This window comes from Mycobacterium sp. NPDC004974 (assembly GCF_053600815.1).
On record NZ_JBSGAQ010000010.1, the window covers coordinates 134,809 to 157,194 of the forward strand.

Annotated in this window: 25 protein-coding genes; 12 read left to right on the forward strand and 13 right to left on the reverse strand. The window is 67.6% G+C overall.

Annotation, left to right across the window (positions count from 1 at the left end):
• Window positions 1-17 precede the first annotated feature (17 nt).
• The 4 genes from ACWEFV_RS21810 to ACWEFV_RS21825 form a co-directional block, all read right to left on the reverse strand.
• Window positions 18-680 carry an Rv1815 family serine proteinase gene (locus ACWEFV_RS21810; protein WP_135460083.1) on the reverse strand — a complete coding sequence of 221 codons (663 nt, stop codon included), beginning with the start codon at window positions 678-680 and terminating at the stop codon, window positions 18-20.
• 188 nt (window positions 681-868) lie between these two features.
• Window positions 869-1,477: a LysM peptidoglycan-binding domain-containing protein gene (locus ACWEFV_RS21815; protein WP_135455150.1), complete on the reverse strand. Its 609-nt coding sequence runs from the start codon at window positions 1,475-1,477 to the stop codon at window positions 869-871.
• A gap of 303 nt (window positions 1,478-1,780) precedes the next feature.
• On the reverse strand, window positions 1,781-2,692 hold the full coding sequence (locus ACWEFV_RS21820; protein ID WP_450071688.1) for a sterol desaturase family protein: 912 nt from the start codon (window positions 2,690-2,692) through the stop codon (window positions 1,781-1,783).
• Window positions 2,693-2,735: 43 nt separating this feature from the next.
• Window positions 2,736-4,307, reverse strand: coding sequence for a carboxylesterase/lipase family protein (locus ACWEFV_RS21825; RefSeq protein ID WP_450071689.1), 1,572 nt, complete (start codon window positions 4,305-4,307; stop codon window positions 2,736-2,738).
• Window positions 4,308-4,382: 75 nt separating this feature from the next.
• Here ACWEFV_RS21825 and ACWEFV_RS21830 point away from each other — a divergent pair, with 75 nt between their 5' ends.
• Complete coding sequence (locus tag ACWEFV_RS21830) at window positions 4,383-4,718, forward strand: DMT family transporter (RefSeq protein ID WP_135455156.1); 336 nt, start codon at window positions 4,383-4,385, stop codon at window positions 4,716-4,718.
• On the forward strand, window positions 4,718-5,047 hold the full coding sequence (locus tag ACWEFV_RS21835) for a DMT family transporter (protein WP_167858136.1): 330 nt from the start codon (window positions 4,718-4,720) through the stop codon (window positions 5,045-5,047). Before ACWEFV_RS21830 ends, ACWEFV_RS21835 begins: the two co-directional genes overlap by 1 nt.
• Here the strand turns inward: ACWEFV_RS21835 and ACWEFV_RS21840 are convergent.
• From ACWEFV_RS21840 to ACWEFV_RS21850, 3 genes are read right to left on the reverse strand one after another with little or no spacing between them, the layout of a single operon-like run.
• Complete coding sequence (locus ACWEFV_RS21840; protein WP_450071690.1) at window positions 4,991-6,253, reverse strand: MFS transporter; 1,263 nt, start codon at window positions 6,251-6,253, stop codon at window positions 4,991-4,993. The two genes, ACWEFV_RS21835 and ACWEFV_RS21840, sit on opposite strands and share 57 nt — an antisense overlap.
• Window positions 6,254-6,282: 29 nt before the next feature.
• A complete protein-coding gene (locus ACWEFV_RS21845; protein WP_450071691.1) occupies window positions 6,283-7,191 on the reverse strand; it encodes an SDR family NAD(P)-dependent oxidoreductase in 909 nt (302 codons plus the stop codon).
• Window positions 7,188-7,796: a TetR/AcrR family transcriptional regulator gene (locus tag ACWEFV_RS21850; protein ID WP_450071692.1), complete on the reverse strand. Its 609-nt coding sequence runs from the start codon at window positions 7,794-7,796 to the stop codon at window positions 7,188-7,190. The genes ACWEFV_RS21845 and ACWEFV_RS21850 overlap by 4 nt, the downstream gene beginning before the upstream one ends.
• 78 nt (window positions 7,797-7,874) lie before the next feature.
• Here ACWEFV_RS21850 and lysA point away from each other — a divergent pair, with 78 nt between their 5' ends.
• The 5 genes from lysA to ACWEFV_RS21875 all read left to right on the forward strand — a co-directional run bounded on the left by lysA (window position 7,875) and on the right by ACWEFV_RS21875 (window position 13,942).
• Window positions 7,875-9,149, forward strand: a complete 1,275-nt coding sequence (gene lysA, locus ACWEFV_RS21855; protein WP_450071693.1) for a diaminopimelate decarboxylase — start codon at window positions 7,875-7,877, stop codon at window positions 9,147-9,149.
• A 33-nt stretch (window positions 9,150-9,182) separates the two neighbouring features.
• Window positions 9,183-11,324, forward strand: coding sequence for a 4-alpha-glucanotransferase (malQ, locus tag ACWEFV_RS21860; protein ID WP_450071694.1), 2,142 nt, complete (start codon window positions 9,183-9,185; stop codon window positions 11,322-11,324).
• A 79-nt stretch (window positions 11,325-11,403) separates the two neighbouring features.
• Complete coding sequence (locus ACWEFV_RS21865; protein ID WP_135455168.1) at window positions 11,404-11,814, forward strand: hypothetical protein; 411 nt, start codon at window positions 11,404-11,406, stop codon at window positions 11,812-11,814.
• 98 nt (window positions 11,815-11,912) lie between these two features.
• The gene (locus tag ACWEFV_RS21870) at window positions 11,913-12,812 is read left to right on the forward strand and encodes a metal-dependent hydrolase (protein WP_135455171.1); all 900 of its coding nucleotides are present in this window, start codon (window positions 11,913-11,915) and stop codon (window positions 12,810-12,812) included.
• A gap of 11 nt (window positions 12,813-12,823) precedes the next feature.
• Window positions 12,824-13,942 carry a PDR/VanB family oxidoreductase gene (locus ACWEFV_RS21875; RefSeq protein ID WP_450071695.1) on the forward strand — a complete coding sequence of 373 codons (1,119 nt, stop codon included), beginning with the start codon at window positions 12,824-12,826 and terminating at the stop codon, window positions 13,940-13,942.
• Window positions 13,943-13,946: 4 nt separating this feature from the next.
• Here ACWEFV_RS21875 and ACWEFV_RS21880 read toward each other — a convergent pair whose 3' ends face one another.
• Window positions 13,947-14,444 (reverse strand): NUDIX domain-containing protein, encoded by a 498-nt coding sequence (locus tag ACWEFV_RS21880; RefSeq protein ID WP_450071696.1) that lies wholly within the window; start codon window positions 14,442-14,444, stop codon window positions 13,947-13,949.
• A gap of 298 nt (window positions 14,445-14,742) precedes the next feature.
• On the opposite strand from ACWEFV_RS21880, the gene ACWEFV_RS21885 reads away from it, so the two are divergent.
• Window positions 14,743-15,042, forward strand: a complete 300-nt coding sequence (locus tag ACWEFV_RS21885; RefSeq protein ID WP_450071697.1) for a hypothetical protein — start codon at window positions 14,743-14,745, stop codon at window positions 15,040-15,042.
• A gap of 101 nt (window positions 15,043-15,143) precedes the next feature.
• Window positions 15,144-15,914 carry an SGNH/GDSL hydrolase family protein gene (locus ACWEFV_RS21890; RefSeq protein WP_450071698.1) on the forward strand — a complete coding sequence of 257 codons (771 nt, stop codon included), beginning with the start codon at window positions 15,144-15,146 and terminating at the stop codon, window positions 15,912-15,914.
• On the opposite strand, the gene ACWEFV_RS21895 is transcribed toward ACWEFV_RS21890, so the two are convergent.
• The 3 genes from ACWEFV_RS21895 to ACWEFV_RS21905 all read right to left on the reverse strand — a co-directional run bounded on the left by ACWEFV_RS21895 (window position 15,911) and on the right by ACWEFV_RS21905 (window position 17,792).
• A complete protein-coding gene (locus ACWEFV_RS21895) occupies window positions 15,911-16,312 on the reverse strand; it encodes a DUF732 domain-containing protein (RefSeq protein ID WP_450071699.1) in 402 nt (133 codons plus the stop codon). The two genes, ACWEFV_RS21890 and ACWEFV_RS21895, sit on opposite strands and share 4 nt — an antisense overlap.
• Before the next feature lie 44 nt (window positions 16,313-16,356).
• The gene (locus ACWEFV_RS21900) at window positions 16,357-16,920 is read right to left on the reverse strand and encodes a hypothetical protein (protein WP_135455180.1); all 564 of its coding nucleotides are present in this window, start codon (window positions 16,918-16,920) and stop codon (window positions 16,357-16,359) included.
• 71 nt (window positions 16,921-16,991) lie between these two features.
• Window positions 16,992-17,792 (reverse strand): ketosteroid isomerase family protein, encoded by an 801-nt coding sequence (locus tag ACWEFV_RS21905; RefSeq protein ID WP_450071700.1) that lies wholly within the window; start codon window positions 17,790-17,792, stop codon window positions 16,992-16,994.
• Between the two features lie 89 nt (window positions 17,793-17,881).
• Here ACWEFV_RS21905 and ACWEFV_RS21910 point away from each other — a divergent pair, with 89 nt between their 5' ends.
• The 3 genes from ACWEFV_RS21910 (at window position 17,882) to ACWEFV_RS21920 (ending at window position 20,591) form a co-directional block, all read left to right on the forward strand.
• Entirely contained in the window at window positions 17,882-18,268 is a 387-nt protein-coding gene (locus tag ACWEFV_RS21910) for a hypothetical protein (protein WP_135455184.1), read from the forward strand.
• A 113-nt stretch (window positions 18,269-18,381) separates the two neighbouring features.
• Window positions 18,382-18,819 carry a hypothetical protein gene (locus ACWEFV_RS21915; protein WP_450071701.1) on the forward strand — a complete coding sequence of 146 codons (438 nt, stop codon included), beginning with the start codon at window positions 18,382-18,384 and terminating at the stop codon, window positions 18,817-18,819.
• Between the two features lie 101 nt (window positions 18,820-18,920).
• Window positions 18,921-20,591 (forward strand): acyl-CoA synthetase, encoded by a 1,671-nt coding sequence (locus tag ACWEFV_RS21920; protein ID WP_450071702.1) that lies wholly within the window; start codon window positions 18,921-18,923, stop codon window positions 20,589-20,591.
• Window positions 20,592-20,617: 26 nt separating this feature from the next.
• Here ACWEFV_RS21920 and ACWEFV_RS21925 read toward each other — a convergent pair whose 3' ends face one another.
• A complete protein-coding gene (locus ACWEFV_RS21925) occupies window positions 20,618-21,076 on the reverse strand; it encodes an SRPBCC family protein (RefSeq protein WP_450071703.1) in 459 nt (152 codons plus the stop codon).
• A gap of 4 nt (window positions 21,077-21,080) precedes the next feature.
• Complete coding sequence (locus tag ACWEFV_RS21930; RefSeq protein ID WP_450071704.1) at window positions 21,081-22,265, reverse strand: cytochrome P450; 1,185 nt, start codon at window positions 22,263-22,265, stop codon at window positions 21,081-21,083.
• Window positions 22,266-22,386: the final 121 nt, after the last annotated feature.

Sequence of the window (22,386 nt, forward strand, 5' to 3'; positions counted from 1 at the left end):
CGTCCGGTTCGGAGCGGTCAGGGTTGCCCGACCAGATTCGACACCTCGCCGAGTGGCGCGCCGTCACTGCGGGCCTGCCCACTGGCGTTCTGCCACGATACGGCGGCCGGGTAGTTACCCCACGTGCTGTTGAACATCCCGACGATGGCGGCGCGGCCATCCGGCGTGACGATGTACACCGGGCCACCCGAATCGCCCTTCTGGCTGACCACGCCGTTGGCCATGGTGAACCAGCCGTTGTTGACGGCCTCGACGGTGCCGCAGGTCTCCCCGGTCACCACCCCGAAGTGGCAGACCGGGGCCCCGGGCGTCGGCACCACCGCCGCATCCTCCACGAGCATCCGACCACCCGGCAGGATGTTGTTCACCGCGACGTCGCCGGCCAGTTGGATGGTCTCCCAGTCGGAGATCATGTGATTGGTGTCGACGGTGGCACCGTCGGGCGTGTTGTCCCGGAAGGAGCCCATGTGCCCGATGGAATTGCCGTCCCGGTCGTTAACCGGTCCGCCGCCGCGGCAGTGCCCCGCGGTGAACCCGACCCGACTCACCGGGTCCACGAAGCCCAGAGTGCACAAATTGGTGCCCTGCCGGATCTCCATCCCGGGATACACCAGCGAACCCGCCGCCGCGGCCGTCGGGACCGGACATACCAGCAGCCCTGCCACCGACACCCCCGCCATCGCCCGCATCACCCCACCAAGCCAACTGTTCACGGCCGGCCTCCCTCGTTTTCGGACGTGGTGAAAGTCACCCTACCGACATCAATATCGGCCAGGCGGCAACTTCGTTACCGGGGGTACCCGTATCCACGGGCCGAAAACGACGACGGCCCGGACCATGAAGGTCCGGGCCGTGCATCTGTTCTAGGTCAGGGAATCGTCAGAACCTGGCCCGGGTGAATCAGGTCAGGGTTGGCGACGCCGCTGGCATCGGCGATCTGCTGGTACTTGTTGCCGTCTCCGTAGAACCGCTCGGCGATCGCCCACAGGGTGTCGCCGGAGACCACGGTGTAGGTCCGCGGCTCGGGTGCCGGCGGGGGTGGCGGCGGCGCGGCCGGCTCGGGCGCGGCTACCGGCTCCTCGACCGCGGCCGGGGCGACCTCGACCTCGGGCGCGGCGGCCTCGGGCGCCGGTGGCGGCGGCTCGGAGGTCTCGGTATTGGACGACCACGCGGGCCCGTCGGCGGCGTACAGCACCAGGTTGCGGTCGTCCTGGAGAACCAGCTTGACGTCCTTCTTGCCCTTGGTGTCGGTGTGCCACACGGGCTTCTCGGAGGTGTACAGCACGAAGTTACCGTCGGTCTGCACCTCCGCCCGCACCACGTCCTGGCCGTTGGTGGAAGTCGACCAGACCGCTTGGCCACGTGCCTCCAACACGAGGTTGCCATCATCCTGCAACGTCAGCGTGTACGCGCCGTTGTTGGAGGTGAGCGACCCCCCCTTCTCCAGCTTCTGACCTTCGGTCAGTGTGTCTCCCACGCATTGCCCCTTTCTTGACCGTGATCCGGATTGTGCACCCGGCTGAGTCGACCTTACTGATTTGAAGTTTGCTTTGGTGCCATTCGGCTCGGCCCGAATTCAAACGTCACACAAACACTGGGGAACACTGGGAGTTTCGACGAAAGAAGGCCCGGATCGCATCCGCGCGGCGTGTCGCAAATCGAAGCTCAGGCCGAATAGTGGACGGCGTCAATTGTTGTGCCGGCCAATGGTTATGGCGGTGACAGCAGCCGTTCATGTCCCGGGGTCACAGCGGGGGCCAGGTCGCGGCCGGCGAACGCGCTACCCGACCGGCTGGGATTCGAAAATGTCGGCGGGCTGCCAGCCCGGCGGACCGAAGATGTAGCCCAGCCGGTCACGCAGGCGGCCGGCCCGCCGCACGTCGCGAGCAATGGCCACGTATTCGTGGGTCTGCAGCTTCCAGATGTTGAACGTGCCCACCGGCTTGGTCAGCCCGTAGTGCGGCCGGAACACCTCCGGCTGGAACGTGCCGAACATCCGGTCCCAGATGATCAGGATGCCGCCGTAGTTGCGGTCCAGGTACAGCTGGTCACGTCCGTGGTGCACACGATGATGCGACGGCGTGTTGAAGATGAATTCGATTGGCCGCCATAACTTTCCGACTCGCTCGGTATGAACCCAGAACTGATAGACCAGGTTCACCGAGAAGCTGGCGAACACCAGCCACGGTGGGATGCCGAGCAGTGGCAACGGAATCCAGGCCAGGATTTCGCCGCTGTTGTTCCATTTCTGCCGCAGTGCGGTGGCGAAGTTGTAGTACTCACTCGAGTGATGGGCCTGATGCGTCGCCCAGATCAACCGCACCCGGTGTGCCACCCGGTGGTAGGCGTAGAACAGCAGATCCACCCCGACGATCGCGATCACCCAGGTGTACCACCGATTTCCGGGCAGATGCCAGGGCGCCAGATAGGCGTAGATGGCGGCATAACCCAACAACGCCAGCAGTTTCCATCCGGCGGTGGTGAGGATCGACACCAACCCCATCGAGATGCTCGCCCACGCATCGCGGGTATTGAACGCACCGGCGGGTGCCCGGTCGGATTCGAGGTGCTCCAGGCGCCGGGCCGCCACCCACTCCACGGTCAACAACACCAGGAAGAACGGGATGGCGAAGAACACCGGGTCCCGCATCGGCGGAGGCAGAAAGTCCAGTACGGACCTGATCATGTCCATGTCAACATCTTTGTCTCAGCGGATTTGTCTCATTGGTTTCGTCTTACCGGAAATTGAGTATCTGGCTCCCCCAGGCCGCGTGGATATCGCGGTCCAGGTCGGCGACCGTCTTGTCGTTCTTGTTGATCACCAGGGAGGCCCGGTCCTCCCGGCGGTACGACCGCCACACCGGTTCCCCGAGGGCACCCGAGGGCTGCCCGGTGGTGGCGAAGTTGACCCACCGACGACGCACCCGCTGCGACACCGCGCGCCCGTGCTTGAGCCCACCCAACTTGAACGTCGGGTCCCTCGGCCCGGCGACCAGATTGCCCCAGATGTAAGGCAGTTCGGTCGCATGGGCGGCGCCGAGCCGCAGTAGACGCAGCATCGGGGTGGTGAAGTCGAAGCGGTACAGATGCACGGGGGCGACGGTGCTGTGCCCCTCAGCGAACCACAGGGTCGGCATGCGGAAACCGATGTCGCGCGCCACGCCCAATCCGATCTCCTTGGGACGTAAACCCGCATAGGCGGAGGTGATCTGGGCTTCGGTCGGCAGTTGCAGGCCGGGCTGTTCGGCCGCGATGGCCGCGAACATGGACCGCAATGCACCGGGGGTGATCGGCATCAGCGGTGACTTCATCCAGCGGAACACCGTGCCTTCGTGCTCGTTGGTCCCGATGATCAGCGGCACCGGGTGGGTGCGGCCCTCGCTTGCCGCCGCGACCGGATAGTCCGGAACCACATCGCCGTCGACGATGGGGGCGAATGCCAGCAGGCCCGGCGTCTGGGTCGGCACCGCGTCGAAAACCTCCTTGGCCGCGGACAGGATGCTGGGCACCGGCGCGCCGGACAATCGCCCGACCTCGTCGCCGTCGACGCCCAGGCGCTCGAGGAACTGGGCGGCCACGGCGCGGGAGCGCTCGGCGTCGTACACCGATGTCGCAGGGGAACTCTGCGCGATCGCCGCACTGAAAAGCCCTTCGGCGGCCGGGCTGGCCAGCAGGGTGGTGACGATCCCGCCGCCGGCCGACTCCCCGAACAAGGTCACCTGTTGCGGGTCCCCGCCGAATGCGGCGATGTTGTCGCGCACCCACTGCAGCGCCGACAGCACGTCGCGCAGACCGAGGTTGGTGTCGAAACGCAGTCCCTTCGCACCGGGGCGCCCGTTGAAATGGGACAGGTCCAGGAAGCCGAACGGGCCGAGGCGGTAGTTGACGGTGACCACGACGACATCACCTTCTGCGGCCAGGACCGACCCGTCGTAGAGCGGCTGACTCCCGGAGCCCATGACGTAGGCACCGCCGTGAACCCACACCATGACCGGTTTGGCGTCGCCGGCCTCGGTTCCGCTCGGCGCCCAGACGTTGAGCACCAGACTGTCCTCGCCCTGGCGTCCACCGAGGTCGAGCGGGAGCCTCGGATCGGCGATCTGCGGGCACACCGGCCCGGCGCCGGTCGCGTCGGCGATCTCGTTCCAGCCGCCGGGAGGTTGTGGGGCCCGCCACCGCAACTCACCGACGGGCGCGGCGGCGTAGCGAATACCCATCCACTGCTTGACGATTCCGTCGTCGGTCCCGCGAATCGGGCCGTACCCGGTGTCGACGACCGGCCCGGGGGTGCGTGTCGGATCGGTCATGCGGCTCCTCGGCGAATCTGGGCGAACTCCCCCACGGTACTCACCCGCCGCCCCGCGCTCGGATAGGTTGGTCCGGTGCGGACCTGGGCGTTGTTGATCGCGGCCGTCGTCACCGAAGTCAGCGCCACGTTGTCGCTGCGCGCGTCCCAGGACCATTCGGGATGGCTGGTGCTGGTGGTGTCGGGCTATCTGGCCGCGTTCGTGTTGTTGACCCTGGTGCTGCGGGCCGGCATGCCCGTCGGCGTCGCCTACGGCATCTGGGGTGCCCTGGGTACCGCGGCGACGGCCGTGCTGGCGGCGGTGCTGTTCGGCGACCCGTTCACCTGGCCGATCGTCGCCGGCATCGGATTGATCATCGCGGGTGTGCTGCTGGTCGAACTCGGGTCACACTCGCGGCAGGCCGAATCATGATGTGGCTGGCGCTGACCGGGGCAATCCTGGTCGAGGTGTTCGCCACGCTTGGGCTGCGCGCCTCGGACGGGTTCCGCCGTAAGGCCTGGATCGCGCCGGTGGTGGCCGGGTATGTGATGTCGTTCTATCTGCTGTGGCTGGCCCTGTCCTTGGGTGTACCGGTAGGGATCGCCTACGGCATCTGGACCGCGTGTGGGGTCGCCCTCGTCGCCGTCATCGCCAAGTTCCTGTTCAAGGAGCCGCTGACCCCGGTGATGATGCTCGGCATCGGGCTAATCGTGTCGGGTGTGTTCACGATCGAGCTCGCGGGCGTCGGGCCCACGCACTGAATCAGGCACCGACGCCGGCCTCCGCGGCAGCGCCCCGGCCAGCAGGACCGCCACCAGCCCGGCCACCGGTACCGCCAGCAGTCCGGCCCGCAATCCGGCGGCATCGGCGACAAGCCCGACCAGCAGCGGTGCCCCGAAGAACCCGACCCGCATCAGCCAGGTGACCACGGTCAGACCGGTGCCGGGTCGCAGCCCGGACAGCTGATCGGCGCCGTGCATGGCGGCGGGCACCAGGGTGGCCACGCCCAGACCCGCGAGCGCGAACCCGGCGATCGTGGTGGCGATGCTAGGGAACGCCAGCGCGGACCCCATCCCGACAGCAGCGATCAAACCGCCCGTCCGCGCCACGGTGGCCTCGCCGAAGCGGTCGACCAGCCGGTCGCCGATCAGCCGGCCGATGAACATGAACCCGACCAGTGCGATGTAGCCGAAGACCGCCACCGCCGGCGGCGCGTGCAGGGTGTCGCGCAGGTACAACGTGGCCCACGAGTTTCCGGCGTCCTCGACCGTGGCGCCGGCGATGGCGATCAGCACCAGTGCCAGCAGGATCAGGTACACCCGCGGCCCGGCCTTGCTCCCCGCCGCCGCGGCGTGTGCGGCCGGGTGGTCATCATGGTCGGAGCCCGGCAGCAGGTAGCGGTAGGCGACCAGCGCCACCGCACTCAAAAGCACTCCGACCACCAAAAGGTGGATTCCGCGCGGTACGCCCAGTGCGATCGCGCCGGCACCGGTGAGCCCACCGAGGATCGCCCCGGCAGCCCAGACCGCGTGCAGGGAGTTGATGATCGAGCGACCGTGTTCGCGTTGCAGCCGCAGCCCGTGTGCGTTCTGTGCGACGTCGACCACCGAATCGCAGGCGCCGGCCAGAAACAGGGCCGCGGCAAGCATGAGCGGCGTGCCCGCGCCACCGGCTGCGACGACGAAAGCGGCCAGGGCGACGGTGCCGATGACCGCGACGCGTGCGCTGCGGAACCGTCGAATCAACGTCGCCGCAGTGAGTCCCGCGACCAGTGCCCCGCCGGCGAACGAGGCGACGGCCGCGCCGTACACCGCGTTGCTCAGATGCAGATCGGTTTTGATCTCCGGATAACGCGGCAGCAGATTGGCGAAGATCGCTCCGTTGGTCAGGAACAACGCTCCCACCGCGATCCGGGCCCGGCGCAGCACGACGGTGTCGCCATCTTCTGAAACCGGCCCGGATGTCACTGGGGCGACACTACTGCGGCCCGGGCGAGCTAGCCGACCGCCGACACCAACCGTTCGCTGACCTGCCACAGATCTGCAGCCTTCGCCGAGTCGTACGAATCGCGCGAGGAGCGGATCCGGCGAGTTCCCTCGAAGTACTCCCCTGTGACGCCGTCGAGGGCGGGATCCTCGACGAGCGCGGCGAGATGGGCTCCAGAACGCCTGGTGCTGTTCACGTTGGGCAGGATCCGCAGTGCCGGCATGAACAGGCGCCAGGCCAGCCGCTGTACGCCCCTGTAGTCCCTGGCCAGCCCCGACCCCGGCATCAGGCCCGGATCGAATGCGTTGACCGTGACTCCGCGGGCACCGTGCCCCAGCCGCCGGTCCAACTCGTAGCTGAAGAGCATGTTGCAGAGTTTGGAGGTGGTGTAGCGACGCCGGCCCTCTTCGCCCGTCAGGCCGCCCACCGGCGGACGCAGTAGTTCTTCAGCTGAATTATATTGCGGCGCAGGCATACCCGTGAACTTGTCCGGATCGTGGGTGCCGCTGCTGACCACCACGATTCGCGCGGGGGCCGTCAGGGCGCCGAGCACATGCTGCACCAGGGCGAAATGACCGAGATGGTTGACGCCGAACGTCATCTCATAGCCGTCCGCCGTCGCCGGCGAACCCGAGACCACCTGCAGCCCGGCGTTGCACACCAGCGCGGCCAACGGCGGAACCTCCAGTTGCGGCAATCTGACGGCGAAGTCGCGCACCGACCGTAGCGATGCCAGGTCGAGTTCAGCGACCGTGGTGCGTCCCGGACAGTCGAGCCGGGCCGCGGCGTCGGCGCCGCGTTGGGCGTCGCGCACCGCCAGCACCACGTGCCACCCCGGATCGGATTCCAGGAGTGCACGAGCGCATTCGAATCCCAACCCGGTGTTCGCGCCGGTGATGATCGCGGTCCTGCCGGTCACGTTTCCTCCAGGAGTATCGGGATCAGGGCGGTGACGGCTTGCCACAGCCGCTGGTACATACGCGCCACGTCGGTGCTGTCGGGCTCGAGGTGTCCGGCGAAGAACACGCCGTCGGACTGCGCGACGGCGAATGCCGCGAGTTCGGCCACCACCCGCTCCGCACGTCGTGGTGGCACATCCGCGGGCAGCTGGCCGCGCACGGCGGCCGAGAAACGCGAGATGGCAGTGTCCCGCACGCGGCGCACCACGGCGGTCACCGTCGGGTCATCGCTGCGTTCCAGCGACAGCAGGTACAGGATCCGGAGGAACTCGGGGCGCTGTGACTGCTGGTCCGCCAGGATCGCCAACTGCTCGTCGATGCTCCCGCCGCTCGGGATGGCCGCGAAGAAGCGGTCGGCTCCGCGTTCCATCACGGCGGCGAGGACGCCGTCCTTGGACCCGAAATGCCAGTAGATGGAGCTGGCCGGCAGGCCGCAGGCCTTGCGGATGTCGCTGATCGAGGTGGCGGCGTAGCCGCGGGTGGCCATCAGTCGCTCGGTGGCGTCGAGGATCTGTTCGCGAGAATCCGCGCCCTGCCGTTGTCGCCTCGTGGCTGCAGTTGTCACCTGAACCTGCCTCTGTACGGATCGTTACAGACAGGCTATCAACGCTCGTGGGCATCTCGCCAGTGGCACGCTGAACCGGTGACGATCCACAGCGAGACCACCAGCGATCTGATCGGCCTCTTCCCGCCCGGAACCCGGCAGGACGCCGACGGCACCCTGGTGGTCGGCGGCTGCCGGCTGGACGCCATCGCCGAGCAATTCGGTACCCCGGCGATCGTGGTGGACGAGGGCGCCTTGCGGCAGCGGGCCGCCGACTACCTCTCGGCGTTCCGCAGTCGCTGGCCGCGCAGCGATGTCGCGTTCGCGTCGAAGTCCTTCCCGTGCACCGCGGTCCAGCGGGTGATGGCGTCCGAAGGGCTACACCTCGATGTCGCCGGCGGGGGCGAGATCCTGTCGGCACTCAAGGCCGGCGCCGAGCCGGGCCGGCTGGTGCTGCACGGCAACGCCAAGACCGATGAGGAGCTCACCCTGGCCGTCGGGCACGGTGTGGGCCTGGTGGTGGTCGACAACTTCGACGACATCGACCGGCTGGAGCGGATTGTGCCCTCCGGCCACCGACAACCCTGTCTGGTCCGGGTGATTCCGGGCGTCGAGGCCGCCACACACGCCTCGCAGGCCACCGGCCATGCCGGGTCCAAGTTCGGCCTGATGCCCGCGGACGCCCGGGCGGCCATCGCGCGGATCGAGGCCAGCCCGCGGCTACGCCTGGACGGTGTGCACACCCACGTGGGATCGCAACTGCTCAATGTCGAGCAGTTGGCCGCGGCGGTGAAACCGATCGCCGCGCTGGGCACGTTCGAGGTCTACGACCTCGGCGGCGGGCTCGGGGTGCGCTACACCTACGACGAGCACCCGCCGAGCCTGGACGACTATGCCGAGGCGATGGTGGCCCAGGCCCGTGAGCTGTTGCCGCGCGACAGCCGGATCATCGTCGAACCCGGTCGCAGCATGGTGGCGACCAGCGCCTGCACGCTGTACCGCGTCACCACCGTCAAACGCGGGGTGATCACCCACGTGGCGGTGGACGGCGGCATGGGCGACAACCTGGAGGTGTCGCTGACCGGGCAGCGGTTCGAGGCCACCATCGCCGACCGCGTCGGCGGCGGTGAGACGGTCAGCGTCGTCGGCAGGCACTGCGAGTCCGGCGATCAGCTCATCGACGCCGTGGCGCTGCGTGAACCGAAGGTCGGCGATCTGCTGGCGGTGCCGGTCACCGGGGCCTACTGCTACACCATGTCGAATCAGTACAACGGCGCCCGGCGGGTTCCGGTTGTGTTCGCGCACAACGGAATAGCCCGGCTGGTGGTGCGCCGGGACACCTGGGAGGACCTACTGTCCCGCGATGTCGACTGACATGATCGCGTTCTGGGCAGCAAGATTGGCGTCATGAACGAACCGTCCCCGGCCCTGCTGGAGTTGGCTCGCCGCTACGGCGTGGCCGCGGAGTTCGACGACTGGACCGGCCGGCGCACCGCTGTCGCGGAGTCGACACTGGTCGCCGTGCTCGAAGCGCTCGGCGTGCCGGCCGGCACCGAGCGGGAACGCGCCGACGCACTGACCGCGCATGACCGCCAGTACTGGCAACGCCCTCTGCCGCCCATCGTGCTGGGCCGGGCGAGGGAGCCGTCGAGTTTCTGGGTGCATGTCACCCACGGGGACCCGGTCGAGCTCACGCTGTGCCTCGAGGACGGCACCGAACGCAGCGGCCTGCGACAACTGGAGAACAACCGGCCCCCGTACGACCTCGGGGACCGGTTGGTCGGTGAGGCCACGTTCGAGCTGCCGGCGGACCTGCCGCTGGGCTATCACCGGCTGCGGTTGCGGGTCGGTGAGTTCGATAGCGAAACCCCTGTGGTGATCTCCCCCGCCACGATGGAACTGCCCGCCCGGCTGGGCCAACGGCGAGCCTGGGGCCTGGCCGTGCAGCTCTACAGCGTTCGATCTCAAAGCTCCTGGGGCACAGGCGATATCACGGACCTGACCGATCTGGCGGTGTGGTCGGCGGCCGAGCACGGCGCGGGGTTCATCCTGGTCAATCCGCTGCATGCGGCCGCCCCCACCACGCCGATGGAGCCCTCGCCGTATCTGCCCACCTCCCGTCGCTTCGGCAGTCCGCTCTACCTGCGGGCGGAAGCCATCCCGGAGTTCGCCGCGGTTCCGCACCGCGGCCGTATCCGGGCGCTGCGCACCGCACTCAACAAACGTTCCGACCGCCACCCGACCATCGACCGTGATGCGGCCTGGCAGGCCAAACGCACCGCGCTGGAGCAGGTGTACCGGGTCGAACGCTCGGCGGGCCGAGAGGTGGCGTACGCCGCCTACCGGGCCCGGCAGGGCCGCAGCCTCGAAGATTTCGCGATCTGGTGCGCGCTGGCCGAACGGTACGGTGCCGACTGGCACGGCTGGCCCCACGCGTTGCAGCATCCGGCGAACCCTGAAGTCGCCGCATTCGCCGCGGCCAACCCTCAGGCCGTCGACTTCCATCGCTGGCTGCAGTGGGTGCTCGATGATCAGCTCACCGCGGCCCAGGCGACCGCGGTGCAGGCCGGGATGGAACTCGGCATCATGAGCGACCTCGCCGTCGGCGTCGATCCCGACGGTGCCGACGCCTGGGCCCTTCAGGACGTGCTGGCGCTCGGGGTCACGGCGGGCGCACCGCCGGATGAGTTCAACCAGCTCGGGCAGGACTGGTCACAGCCGCCGTGGCGGCCGGACCGCCTCGCCGAGGAGGCGTACGAGCCGTTCCGGGCGGTGGTCAACATGGCGCTCCGGCACGCCGGCGGGGTACGCATCGACCACATCATCGGCATGTTCCGGTTGTGGTGGATCCCGAAGGGGGCCGCACCGACCGAAGGCACCTATGTGCGCTACGACCACGATGCGATGATCGGCATCATCGCGCTCGAGGCGCACCGGGCCGGCGCCCTCGTGGTCGGCGAGGACCTGGGCACCGTCGAGCCGTGGGTGCGTGACTACCTGCGCGAGCGGGGCCTGTTCGGCACCTCGATCCTGTGGTTCGAGTCCGACTGGTCCGGAGGACCGTTACCCGCCGAACACTGGCGCGAGTACTGCCTGTCGTCGGTGACCACCCACGATCTCCCTCCGACGCCCGGATATCTGGCCGGCGAGCACGTGCGGTTGCGGGAACAACTGGGCCTGCTGACCCGGCCGGCCGATCAGGAACTGGCCGCGGATCGCACCGCGCAGGCAGCCTGGCTCGACGAGCTGCGCCGGGTCGGGCTGCTCGGACTCCATCCGGACACCGATCAGGTCGTATCGGCGCTGTACCGCTATCTGGGGCGCACTCCCTCGAAATTGCTGGCTCTGTCGCTGGCCGACGCGGTCGGTGAGGTGCGCACCCAGAATCAGCCCGGCACCACCGACGAATACCCGAACTGGCGGATCCCGCTGGCGGGTCCCGACGGCAGGCGAATTCTGCTCGAGGATGTGTTCGTGGATCCGCGAGCGGCGGCGTTGTGCGACGTGATGTCGGCGATCACCGCCCACCCGACCCGGGACCGGATGTAACGCGCGGGGCGTCTGCTCCGGTTTCACATTCGTCACAGCTGCGATATGTTCGCAAACGCACCCGACTGACGGAGTTCACGTGAAGAAGCTTGTTGCGCTCAGCGGCGGTCTGCTCGCCGCCGGTTCGATCGCCCTGCTGGCCGCAGGCACCGCCACCTCACAGCCGACCGCCTCCTCGGTCAACGTCGTCGGCGAGCCCTATATGAAGGCGCTGGCGATCCTGAAGAGCCAGGGCGTCAGGGCCACCTTCGGCGGTTCCTTCGGCAGCGCCCTGCCGCAGTCCGAGTGCCTGGTCGATTCCCAGAAGATCAACTCCAGCGGCAAGATGATCCTGATGCTCGATTGCAGCGAGGCCGCGGCCCAGCAGGGTGCCGATTCGGCTGTCCCGGGCGGCCCGAGGGTCGGCAGTAACGGTGTGACCACGGTGACGCCGACGCCGGTGGTCCCGATCGCCGGGGCGCCGGGCGCGGGCACCCCGCCGCCGGCCTGATCTGAACCGGGCCCGCCCCGAAAGAGGCAACCCGGTACCGCCGTTCCCACCTAAATCCGTACACTGCTGAGAGTCCACTCATCCCAGGGAGGCTCTCGATGTTGCGTCCGTTGCGGTTCGACCATGAGATCGACCCCGGCCCGGTACAGATCCAGGCCAGGAAGGTGCACTTCGATCTCGACGACATCCCGTTGCACTGGATCCCAGGCCATCCCGTGGCCTCGTCGATGGTGAATCTGTTCAACGTGGTGCTGCCGGTGGCCGAGCACTGGTTCGTCGCGACGTTCAACGAAGCGCTGCCGTATGTGCGCGATCCCAAGCTCGCCGACGACATGCGTGGCTTCATCGGCCAGGAGGCCACCCACGCCGAGACGCACGATCAGGTGCTCGACCAGTTCCTCACCAGCCACGGTGTGGATTACCAGCCGGTGCTGTCCTTGGTGGAGCACGTGTTCACCAAGACGCTGGCGCCGTCGGACTCCCCCGATCCGCGCCGCAGGCTGGCCCATCTGTGCGACCGGCTGTGGCTCATCGCCGCGATCGAGCACTACACCGCGGTGCTGGGGGACTTCGTGCTGAACTGCGCCTGGGAGGACTACGACACCGACCCGACGATGACCGACCTGTTCCGCTGGCACGGCGCCGAGGAGGTCGAACACCGCAGTGTCGCCCACGACGTCGCGGTGTACTTCCAGGACAGCTATTTCAGCCGGGTGCGGGCGATGTCGATCGCCGCGACGGCGGTCTACCTGTTCTTCCAGCGCGGCTGCTGGGCGATGGTCAAGAGCGACCCGACCCTCGACATCGGCTGGTGGCGGATGAACAAGATGCGTATGCGTGATTCCAAGCTCGGGCTGCTGCCGAAGTTCTCCCGGATGTTCGGCTCGAACACCCTGGCCTACTGCCGGCCCGGTTTCTCCCCCGAGGAGATGGGTTCGACGGCCCAGGCTGTCGCGTATCTGGCGAGTTCGCCTGCGGCGCGGGCCGCGCACCTGTGACGGGCTCAGCCATGCCGACGCTGTCACTGATATCCCGATACCGCCGGCTGCCACCGAGCATGTCGGGCCGTTTTCGCCACGATCCGATGCTCGGCGCCGCCGGTGCCGCCATCGCCACCATCTGGACGGTGGGCCGGCTCGTTCGGCGCACCAGTCCGCCGCCACCGGAGCTGGATCGCACGATCGCGCTGACGGTGACGGGCCGGCAGGTGGTGGCCCACGATCAGGACGTCATCGCGCTGACCCTGGCCGCCGCTGACGGCGAGAAGCTGCCGCAGTGGTTTCCGGGTTCGCATATCGACCTGCACCTGGCCAGCGGTCGGGTGCGGCAGTACTCGCTGTGCGGCGATCCGACGGTTACCGACAGTTATCGAATTGCGGTGCGGCGCATCCCCGATGGCGGCGGTGGCTCCGTCGAGGTGCACGACAGCCTGCAGATCGGCAGCCGGGTCAGCACCCACGGCCCACGCAATGCATTCGCCCTAACGGTGCCCGGCTACGGGTCGCCCACCCAGCGGTTCCGCTTCATCGCAGGCGGAATCGGCATCACCCCGATCCTCCCGATGCTCGGGTTGGCGGCGCGGTTGGGTATCGACTGGTCGATGGTCTACGCCGGGCGCAGTCGCGACAGCCTGCCGTTCCTGGACGAGCTCGCCCGGTTCGGCGACCGCATCGAGATCCGCACCGACGATGTCGACGGCCTGCCCAGTGCCGAGGATCTTCTCGGTGACTGCCCCGACGGCACCACGGTGTATGCCTGCGGTCCGGCCCCGATGCTGACCGGAATCCGGGCCGCACTCACGGGCCGGGACGACGTGGAGCTGCATTTCGAAAGATTCGCGGCGCCACCGGTTGTCGACGGTGCCGAGTTCTCGGTGACCATCGCCTCCACCGGCACCTCGGTGACCGTCGGAGCCGACGAGACCCTGCTCGCCGCGTTGGGCCGGGCCGGGGTGAATGCCCCGTACTCATGCCAACAAGGTTTCTGCGGAACGTGCCGGATCCGGGTGACCGACGGGACTGTGCAGCATCGCGATACGTTGTTGACCGACCCCGAGCGCGAAGCGGGCTACCTGCTGACCTGCGTGTCACGGGCCGAGGCCGGGGACCGGCTGACGCTCGATCTCTGAGTCGTCACCCGGCTTCCGGGTGACCCTCTCCGTAGCCGGCCAGCTCGGGCGCGGCCATCAACCGGTCCAACAGGGGACGCTGCCCATTCAGCAGCTTGGCGCGCGCTGTCGCCACCGAAACCCAAGCGACACGGTCGATTTCGGGGAACTCGACGAACCGCCCCGACCCTTTGGGCAACTCCACCGTGAACGTGTTGCTGACGGCCGTGGTGGTGTCGAAGTCCCCGTGCACCGCGAAGGCGGTGACCACCTTGCCGCCCGCCTGGCGTACCGGTTCGAGATCGATGCGCGGGCCTGCGGGTGGCGGGGCACCGAGCTCCTCGGTGAATTCACGTTGGGCCGCCGCCCAGGGATCTTCGCCGTCGTCGTACTCCCCCTTGGGCACCGACCACGCCCCGGCATCCTTGCGGGCCCAGAACGGCCCGCCGGGGTGGGCGATCAGCACCTCGACATCGGTTCCGGTGAAGCGGTACAGCAGCACCCCGGCACTCAGCTTGGCCACGGGTTGCACGCTACGCGGTGACGCCATTCCGGCAACATCGGTGATGCAGACCACTTTGCCAGATGTGCGTAATTCCAGTCACTTCGGCGTCGGCATCACGAACCCCGCCTGGCACCCATCCCCCAATTCCCGAATGTGACGCACCCCTCGTCAAACACTTTCGTACAGCCGGAATTTTATTTGTGAACTGCCGGTTAACTCTTAGGTAACACCTAAGAGAACTTGCTACGGCGCCAACCGACATGCGCTAACGGCGCGCCGCATGCGGCATAACAGAACAAGAAAGAAGGCACCAAAGATGATGAGACTCGGATTTGCTACAGCACTGGTCGGCGCAGCAGCCGCGGCGGTGATCGGCCTGGCCGCGCCCGCCCAAGCCGCACCCACCGGCCCGGGCAATGCCCAGCAGACCATCAGTCAATTGCAGTCGCAGGGCTACAAGGTGATCGTCAACCACGTCGGTTCCACCCCGTTGGACAAGGCCACCGTGGTCGCAGTGCGGCCGGGACAGACCTTCAGCAGGACGGATTCCAGCAGCCCGGGCGGCGATCTGCAGACCACCGTGCTCAACAGGACAGTTTACGTAGATGTGAAGTAAGCCCAAACATTGCGAAACATCAAGGAGGGGCGCCCTTTTCGGGCGCCCCTCCGACGTGTCTGGGTGCAAGGCCCGATCTGGTGCGCGCTAGAGTCCCCAGAGTGCGACGTTTCACCCGGTATGTCGCCCTCGGCGACAGCCAGACCGAAGGACTGTGGGATGGCGACGACACCGTCGGCCTGATGGGTTTCGCCGATCGGCTCGCGGTGCGCCTCGACGGGCTCTACCCGGGGTTGGGTTATGCCAATCTCGCCATTCGCGGCCACCGGATCGGCGATGTACTCCACACGCAGCTGCCCACCGCGATGTCCATGGGGCCCGACCTGGTCACCGTCTGCATCGGGATGAACGATGTGACCCGGCCCGGGCGCACGTTCACTCGGGCGTTGGGCGATCTCGAGCGCGTCTACCGCACGCTCGCGGAATCCGGGGCCACCGTCGTCACGACCACGTTCCCGGACATCACCCAGATCCTGCCCGTCGGCCGACTGCTCGGAAAGCGGGTGGTCCAGATCAACGACGCGATCAACGAGGCCGCCGATCGGTACGGCTTCCACCTTGTGGATCTGTACTCGGCACCCTCGATGCGCGAGCCGGAAACCTGGAGCCCCGACCGGGTACACGGGTCGGCGAAGGGACACCGCCTGTTCGCCGCCGCAGCTGCCGAGGCGCTCGGATTGCCTGGCAGTAACCATGATTGGGCGCTGGCAACCAGCCCCGACCAGACTCAGTCGTTCCGGTCCCGGGCGTACTCACAGGTGCTGTGGACGCAGAACATGCTCATGCCGTGGCTGTGGCGTCACTTTCGCGGGCAGTCCGGCGGCACCGGCCGCTTGCCGCGGCGGCCCGCCCTGATGTACCTGAGTGCCTAACCGAAGCCGAGGATCGACCAGGCGAGATCGGCCGGGCCGCCAGTCAGATTGCCCTCACCGGCCTTGGCCACCATCGCGGGGCAGAACGTCGAGATCGCGATCCCGGTGAACATCGTGGCCGGCCCCAGTGACATCCCGCCGGTATCGGCGACCTTGGCCGCCACATCGGCGGCGTTCTGACCCGGCTCGGCAAGCATCGGGCACACCGACTGCCCGAGCGTGACGGCCTGAGCCGGATCCACCGCGCCCACGCCCGCCTGACTCAGCGCATCGACGAAAGTCTGATCAACCGGATCGGCGTGGGCCGGCGCGGCGATCATCACAGCTGCGACCCCAGTCACCAGCGATGCCCCGACACTCGCGAGCACTCGACTGGACCGGATCACGTTGCGCTGCATGGCTTGAATCCTACGGGCCGTCACGCAGACGGCCCGCCGAGGTGTCAGATCCCGCCCCAGGCCGAGTCGAGTTCCTTCGCGACGTCAATCACCTTGGCCTGCTCGGATTCCGGGCTGTCGATCTCACCTGCCACGTGCGCGGCGATGAACCGTTTGATCTCCGCGTCGACTCCCGCCAGGATGCGCAGCACCTCGGCACGCAACGACTTGGAGGTGACATGGATCGAGATGTCGGACGGCCGCGGCTTCTTGACGTCGAGGATCAGCAGCAGCGGCTCGGCGGCCAACGCCGAGGCGCGCAAGGCGATCTCGCCGAACACCATGAACTTGGGGCGGTCGATGCGCAGGTCGATCACCATGTCGATCTCCAGCGGGATCCGGATGGAGAACGTGATGGTTTCGCCCACGATGCGACTCACCCGGGGCTTCTGGATCTTGACCCGCGCGGTGACCTTGGCGATCTTGCCTGGTCCCTGGCCGATCGGGCCCAGTTCGAACGCGTCGCCGGCGATCGCCCCGATGGCGTCGCCGACCCGGTCCTCGGATACGGCCACCTCGAAGAACCGCCGACCGAATTCCTCGTAGGTGATGTAAGCGTGATCAGCCATGATCCTTCTACGGTCTCACGCCGGGATGTGGGGACGGTGCAGCCGGGCCCGTGTGCGTGTTCATGCCGCGTTCACGTCGCGTCAGCGAAGTACCGCAACCTGGCGACCGCGCGCGGCCCGCTATCCAGATCGGCGATCAGGATGGCCCGGCGGCCGTCGCGGTCCAGCCCGGCCACCAGACTCGACCCGGACGCGATCAGTTTGCGCCAGGACGCGCCGGAGGTGAGTTCCACCAGACCGGACGCACTCAACGGTCCGTCGTCGCCGGCACAGATGACGGTGTCGGCACCCAGCCGCCGTTGTACGGCCACCGCGTCCCCGGCACACAGGTCGTCGAGCAATCCGGCGATCACGCGCTTACCCGCCCGGCCGGCGCCGCCCATCCCCTTGGCGAACCCGAGCGTGCCCGACGGCCCCTGGTTACGCAGCAACGCCACGCTCAGGCGCAGCCCGACCGGCACCGCGCCGAGTCCTGCCCGGGCGAATTGCCCGATCATCGCGGGCAGCTCCCAGTAGGCCTGCAGCTCGGCGATACGCGGCCCGGCCGACGCGGGAACCACCGCGTAGCGCAGGTAAGCGGGGATCCGCATGGTGACCGACGGGCTCATGACGACCTCGAGCTCGAGGTCGCGGATGACCGTCGACCCGCTGACGATATCGACGTCTCGGTGGAAGGTGATGCCGCGCGGGGCGATGAAGGTGTCGTAGAACCGCTCGATCTGCGCGGGCCCGCGGTGTGGCCGTGAACCCACCGGGTCCTCGACCTGTCCGCCCGCAGCGAACAGCCCCACCCATCCCTGCCGGTCGTGCGCACCCGCTGCCTGCGGTGACAACTCGACAGTGGTCAATAGCTCGTCCCGTGTGAAGACCATATGGATCGTTTACCATCCCGCCCGGCCGCGCGTGCGCGCACACTGGTGTTGGACACGTGGGATTACCCACAACCACCGAGGAGAACGCAATGAGTGGCAGTGGACCGTTCGGGTTCGACCCCGAGGACTTCGACCGCGTCGCCCGCGAGGCGGGCGAAGGGTTACGCGATGCCCTCGACGGGTTGGGCAAATTCTTGGGCAACCCCGGTCAGGGCGGCGGCTGGGCAGGACTGCTGGATGAGGTGTCCCGGTTCTCGCGGCCGAGGACACAACCGGAGACCACCGGCGAGAAGGGTGACGGGGTGTGGGCGATCTACACCGTCGACGACGCCGGCGGTGCCCACATCGAGCAGGTGTACGCATGTGAGCTCGACGCCCTGCGGGCCAACGCCGGCAACACCGATCCCACCCGCCGGGTGCGGTTCTTGCCCTACGGCATCGCGGTCAGCGTGCTCGACACCGATACCGGTGAGTAACAACGACCCCAAATGTCGACTGATCGCCTTGGCGACCGGCTAGGCTTCTGGCCCAAAGTCAACGAACTGGCCAGCCTGATGCGACTGGCGGTCGGCAATGCTGAGGGTGGAACATGATTCGCGAACTCTTCGCCACGACGGCGGTCGCCGCGGCGGCACTGGCAACAGCGATCTCGGCAGCGCCGGGCGCCATGGCCGACGACGGCAGCAACATGTATCCCGACAATCCAGGCCGCTACCCCACCGATGTCCCGGGGATGAGCTACGAGGCTTCCAACGGTGCTCCCTGCTACAGCTGGGAGCGCAACGTGTTCGGCCGCGGCCCGGGCGGCACCGCCATGCAGTGCAAGTGGATTCCCAACCAGTGGCCACCGGTCTACACCGGCTTCTGGACCTACGCCTACCCGTTGAACGGCGTGCAGGAGATCGGGTCGCCGTGCCCGGGGCCGCAGGAGGCCGCTCAGTCGCCTGACGGCCGGCCGATGCTGTGCCTCGGACCGCAAGGGTGGCAGCCCGGTGTGCTGACCGGAGACGGGTTCTTCCCGGTCTGACGGGTACCTTCGCGAGCTGAGGCGCGCGTCACATCCCCCCGGCCATACAGCCGGGTGGTGCATGTATGGTCGTGGGGCCCGAATCCGTGACCAGGAGTGCCATGAGCGACGTCAAGTTCGACCTGTCCACAGTGTTCTCCACGGTGGCCAAAGCCGTGCCCGATCAGACCTTCCTGGTGTGGCGGGACCGCCGCTTGAGCTACGCCGAGTTCGACGCGCGCGTCGACGGCTTCGCCCACTATCTGGTGTCGGCCGGCCTCGGCACGCACACCGAGCGGGATGGGTTGGCCGGGCACGAATCAGGTCAGGACCACCTCGGCATCTACCTGCGCAACGGCAACGAGTACCTCGAGTCGATGATCGGCAGCTACCGCGCCCGGGTGGCACCGTTCAACGTCAGCTACCGCTACGTGGAGGAAGAACTCCTCTACCTGCTGAAGGATTCGAACGCCCGGGCAGTCATCTACAACGCCGAGTTCGCGCCCAGGGTGGCCGCGATCCGCGACCAGCTGCCGAATCTGCGGGTGCTCATCCAGGTCGCCGACGAATCGGGCAACGAACTGCTGCCGGGCGCCGTCGATTACGAGACGGTCCTGAAAACTCCTGCGCCACAGGCGGGAATGCCGACCCCGTCGGGCGATGATCTCTACGTCCTCTACACCGGCGGCACCACGGGCATGCCCAAGGGCGTGCTGTGGCGCCAGCACGACATCTTCCTGTCCTCTATGGGTGGCCGGCCGTTCGGCAGCGACACCTTCATCGCGTCGTACGAGGAACTCGCCGAGCGTGCCCGCACCGCGGGTGGCGGCTTGTCGCTGCTGATGATCCCGCCGTTCATGCACGGCGCCGCCCAGTGGGCCGCCTACAACGCCATCACCATGGGCGGAAAGCTCGTCATCCCCGACGATGTGGTCCGCATGCGCCCCGACAACGTGCTGACACTCGCTGCGCGCGAACGGGTGCTCAGTATCCCCGTCGTCGGCGACGCGATCGCCCGGCCGCTGATCGACGAGATCGAGAAGGGCGACTACGACCTGTCCGGTCTGTTCACGATCAGCAACGGTGGCGCGCCGCTCTCGCCGACCGTGCGCGAGCGAATCCTGGCCGCACTGCCACATCTCATGCTGATCGACGCGGTGGGCGCCTCGGAGTCCGGCGCACAGATGAGCACCGCGTCGACCGCGGGCACCGAGTCCGAGGCGGCCACCTTCAACGCCCAGTCCGATACCGCGGTGGTCGCCGAGGATATGTCCCGAGTGCTCGGCCCCGGCGAAGGCGGCGGCTGGCTGGCGCGGCGCGACCTGATCCCGCTGGGCTACCTGGGCGACGAGGCCAAGACCGCACGCACCTTCCCCACCATCGACGGAGTGCGCTGGTCGGTTCCGGGTGACCGGGCAAACGTCTTGGAAGACGGACGGATTCAGCTGCTGGGCCGCGATTCTGTCACCATCAACTCCGGCGGCGAGAAGATCTTCGTCGAGGAGGTCGAGCGGGCCATCGCCGCGCACCCCGCCGTCTACGACGTGGTCGTGGTCGGCCGCCCCTCGGAGCGTTGGGGCAACGAGGTCGTGGCGGTCGTCCAGTTCGCCGAAGGCGCCTCGGCCACCGATGAGGAACTCGTGGCGGTGTGTGAGCGTGCGATCGCGCGCTACAAGATCCCGAAGGCCTTCGTCCGGTCACCCCAGATCGTGCGCTCCCCCGCCGGCAAGGCCGACTACCGCTGGGCGAAGTCGGTGGCCACCGAGCACGCCGAGGCGGTCGCCACCTCGTAGTCCGAGTAGTCCCTTTCGCGAACCGCTCAGACCGCGAACAGTTTCCCGATCGCCGCGAGCATCGTGGCGTGGGCGTCCACCGCCTGCTCCACGGTGATCGCCAACAACGGCCTGGGCGCGGCAATGGTCAGCTCCTCGGTGATCCGGGTTCCGGTCTCTGTTGCCGCGAAGTCCACTTGGCTGTCCAGTTGCACCTGCGGGAACTGCCGAGCCTGCGCGGTCACCGCGCCTGCGGTGGGAACGATGAGCCGTGTCCGGTAGGTGATCGGAAGTGCAAACGGCCCCAATGGGATTCGATCGCGGATCTGATAGTCCTGCTGATACCCGTCGGCCAGGTCCACCCGGGACGTGCTGCGCACCCACTGCACGAGCGGGTGCACCTGCGAGATGTTGTCCAGGTCGACGTAGAGGGCCCGCACCTGCTCGGGTGGTGCGGGCACCTCACCGCTGACGCTGCGCCGGGCCCGTCCGATCCAGATGTTCACGTGCTCAGTTCACCACAAGGCGCAGTTGCTCCCAGCCGCGCACCGTGGAGGTCGGAGCGAGTTGCGCACTGTCGTAGTCGATCTCCCACTCGGGGAAGCGGTTGAGCAGCTCGTCGAGCGCGACGCGACCTTCCAGCCGGGCCAGGTTGGCACCCAGGCAGTAGTGCAACCCCTTGCCGAAGGTCAGGTGACTGATGTTGTCACGGTGGATGTCGAAGGTATCGGGGTTGCGGTAGCGACGCGGGTCGCGGTTTGCGGCCCCGAACAACAGCAGCATCGCGCTCCCGGCCGGCACCGTGGTGCCGTCGTACTCGAAATCCCTTGCCAACCAACGTGCCACGTGCGGTCCGGTTGGTTCGAAGCGGAGTGTCTCGTCGACCGCTCGGGTCAGCAGTGAGCGGTCCTGGGTCACCTCGCGACGCTGGTCGGGGTGTTCGGCGAGCACTTTCGCCAGCCAGCCGATGAGCCGGCCGGTGGTCTCGTTGCCCGCCCCGGCCACCACCTGGGTGTAGTGCAGGACCTCTTTGCGCTCAAGCTTGCGGGTGACACCGAACTGGTCGGTGAACTCGACGTTGAGCAGCGCCGTCATCAGGTCGTCGGAGGGGTTGTTGGCCCGCCACTCGACGTAGTCGGCGTAGATCCGGCCGTCGGCGATACGGTCGGCCTGGACGACCTTCATCGGCGCGCCGGGCCTGGTGCGCAGATTGGCGTCGTTGGCATCCCGAACCTCGATCTGCTCGGATTCCGGTATACCGAGCAGCATTCCGATCACCCGCATCGGCATCATCGAGGCCAGTTCGGCGATGATGTCGAATCCGCTCGAGCCGACCAGCGGGTCCAGACAGCGCACGCAGAACTGCCGGATCTGATCCTCGATCTCGGCCATCCGCCGCGGCGTGAACACCCGCGACATCAGCCCGCGCAACAGGGTGTGCATGGGCGGGTCTTCGAACATCATCACGCCCGGGGGCATGTCGAAATCGGACTTGACCAGTTCGAGGATGTCACTTCGGCTGTTGGAAAAGGTTTCCCAGTCCGACAACGCCTTTTCGACATCGGCGTGCCGCGACAACGCCCAGAAGTCGTAGCGCTCGTTGTGATAGATCGGCGCCTCGTCGCGCAGGCGGGCGTACACCGGATACGGGTCGGCGACGATGCCGACGTCGTACGGGTCGTAATAGACGGTCATTTCAGGCAGCTGCCGGCATCGACGGGCAGGCGGGCGTACACCGGATACGGGTCGGCGACGATGCCGACGTCGTACGGGTCGTAATAGACGGTCATTTCAGGCAGCTGCCGGCATCGACGGG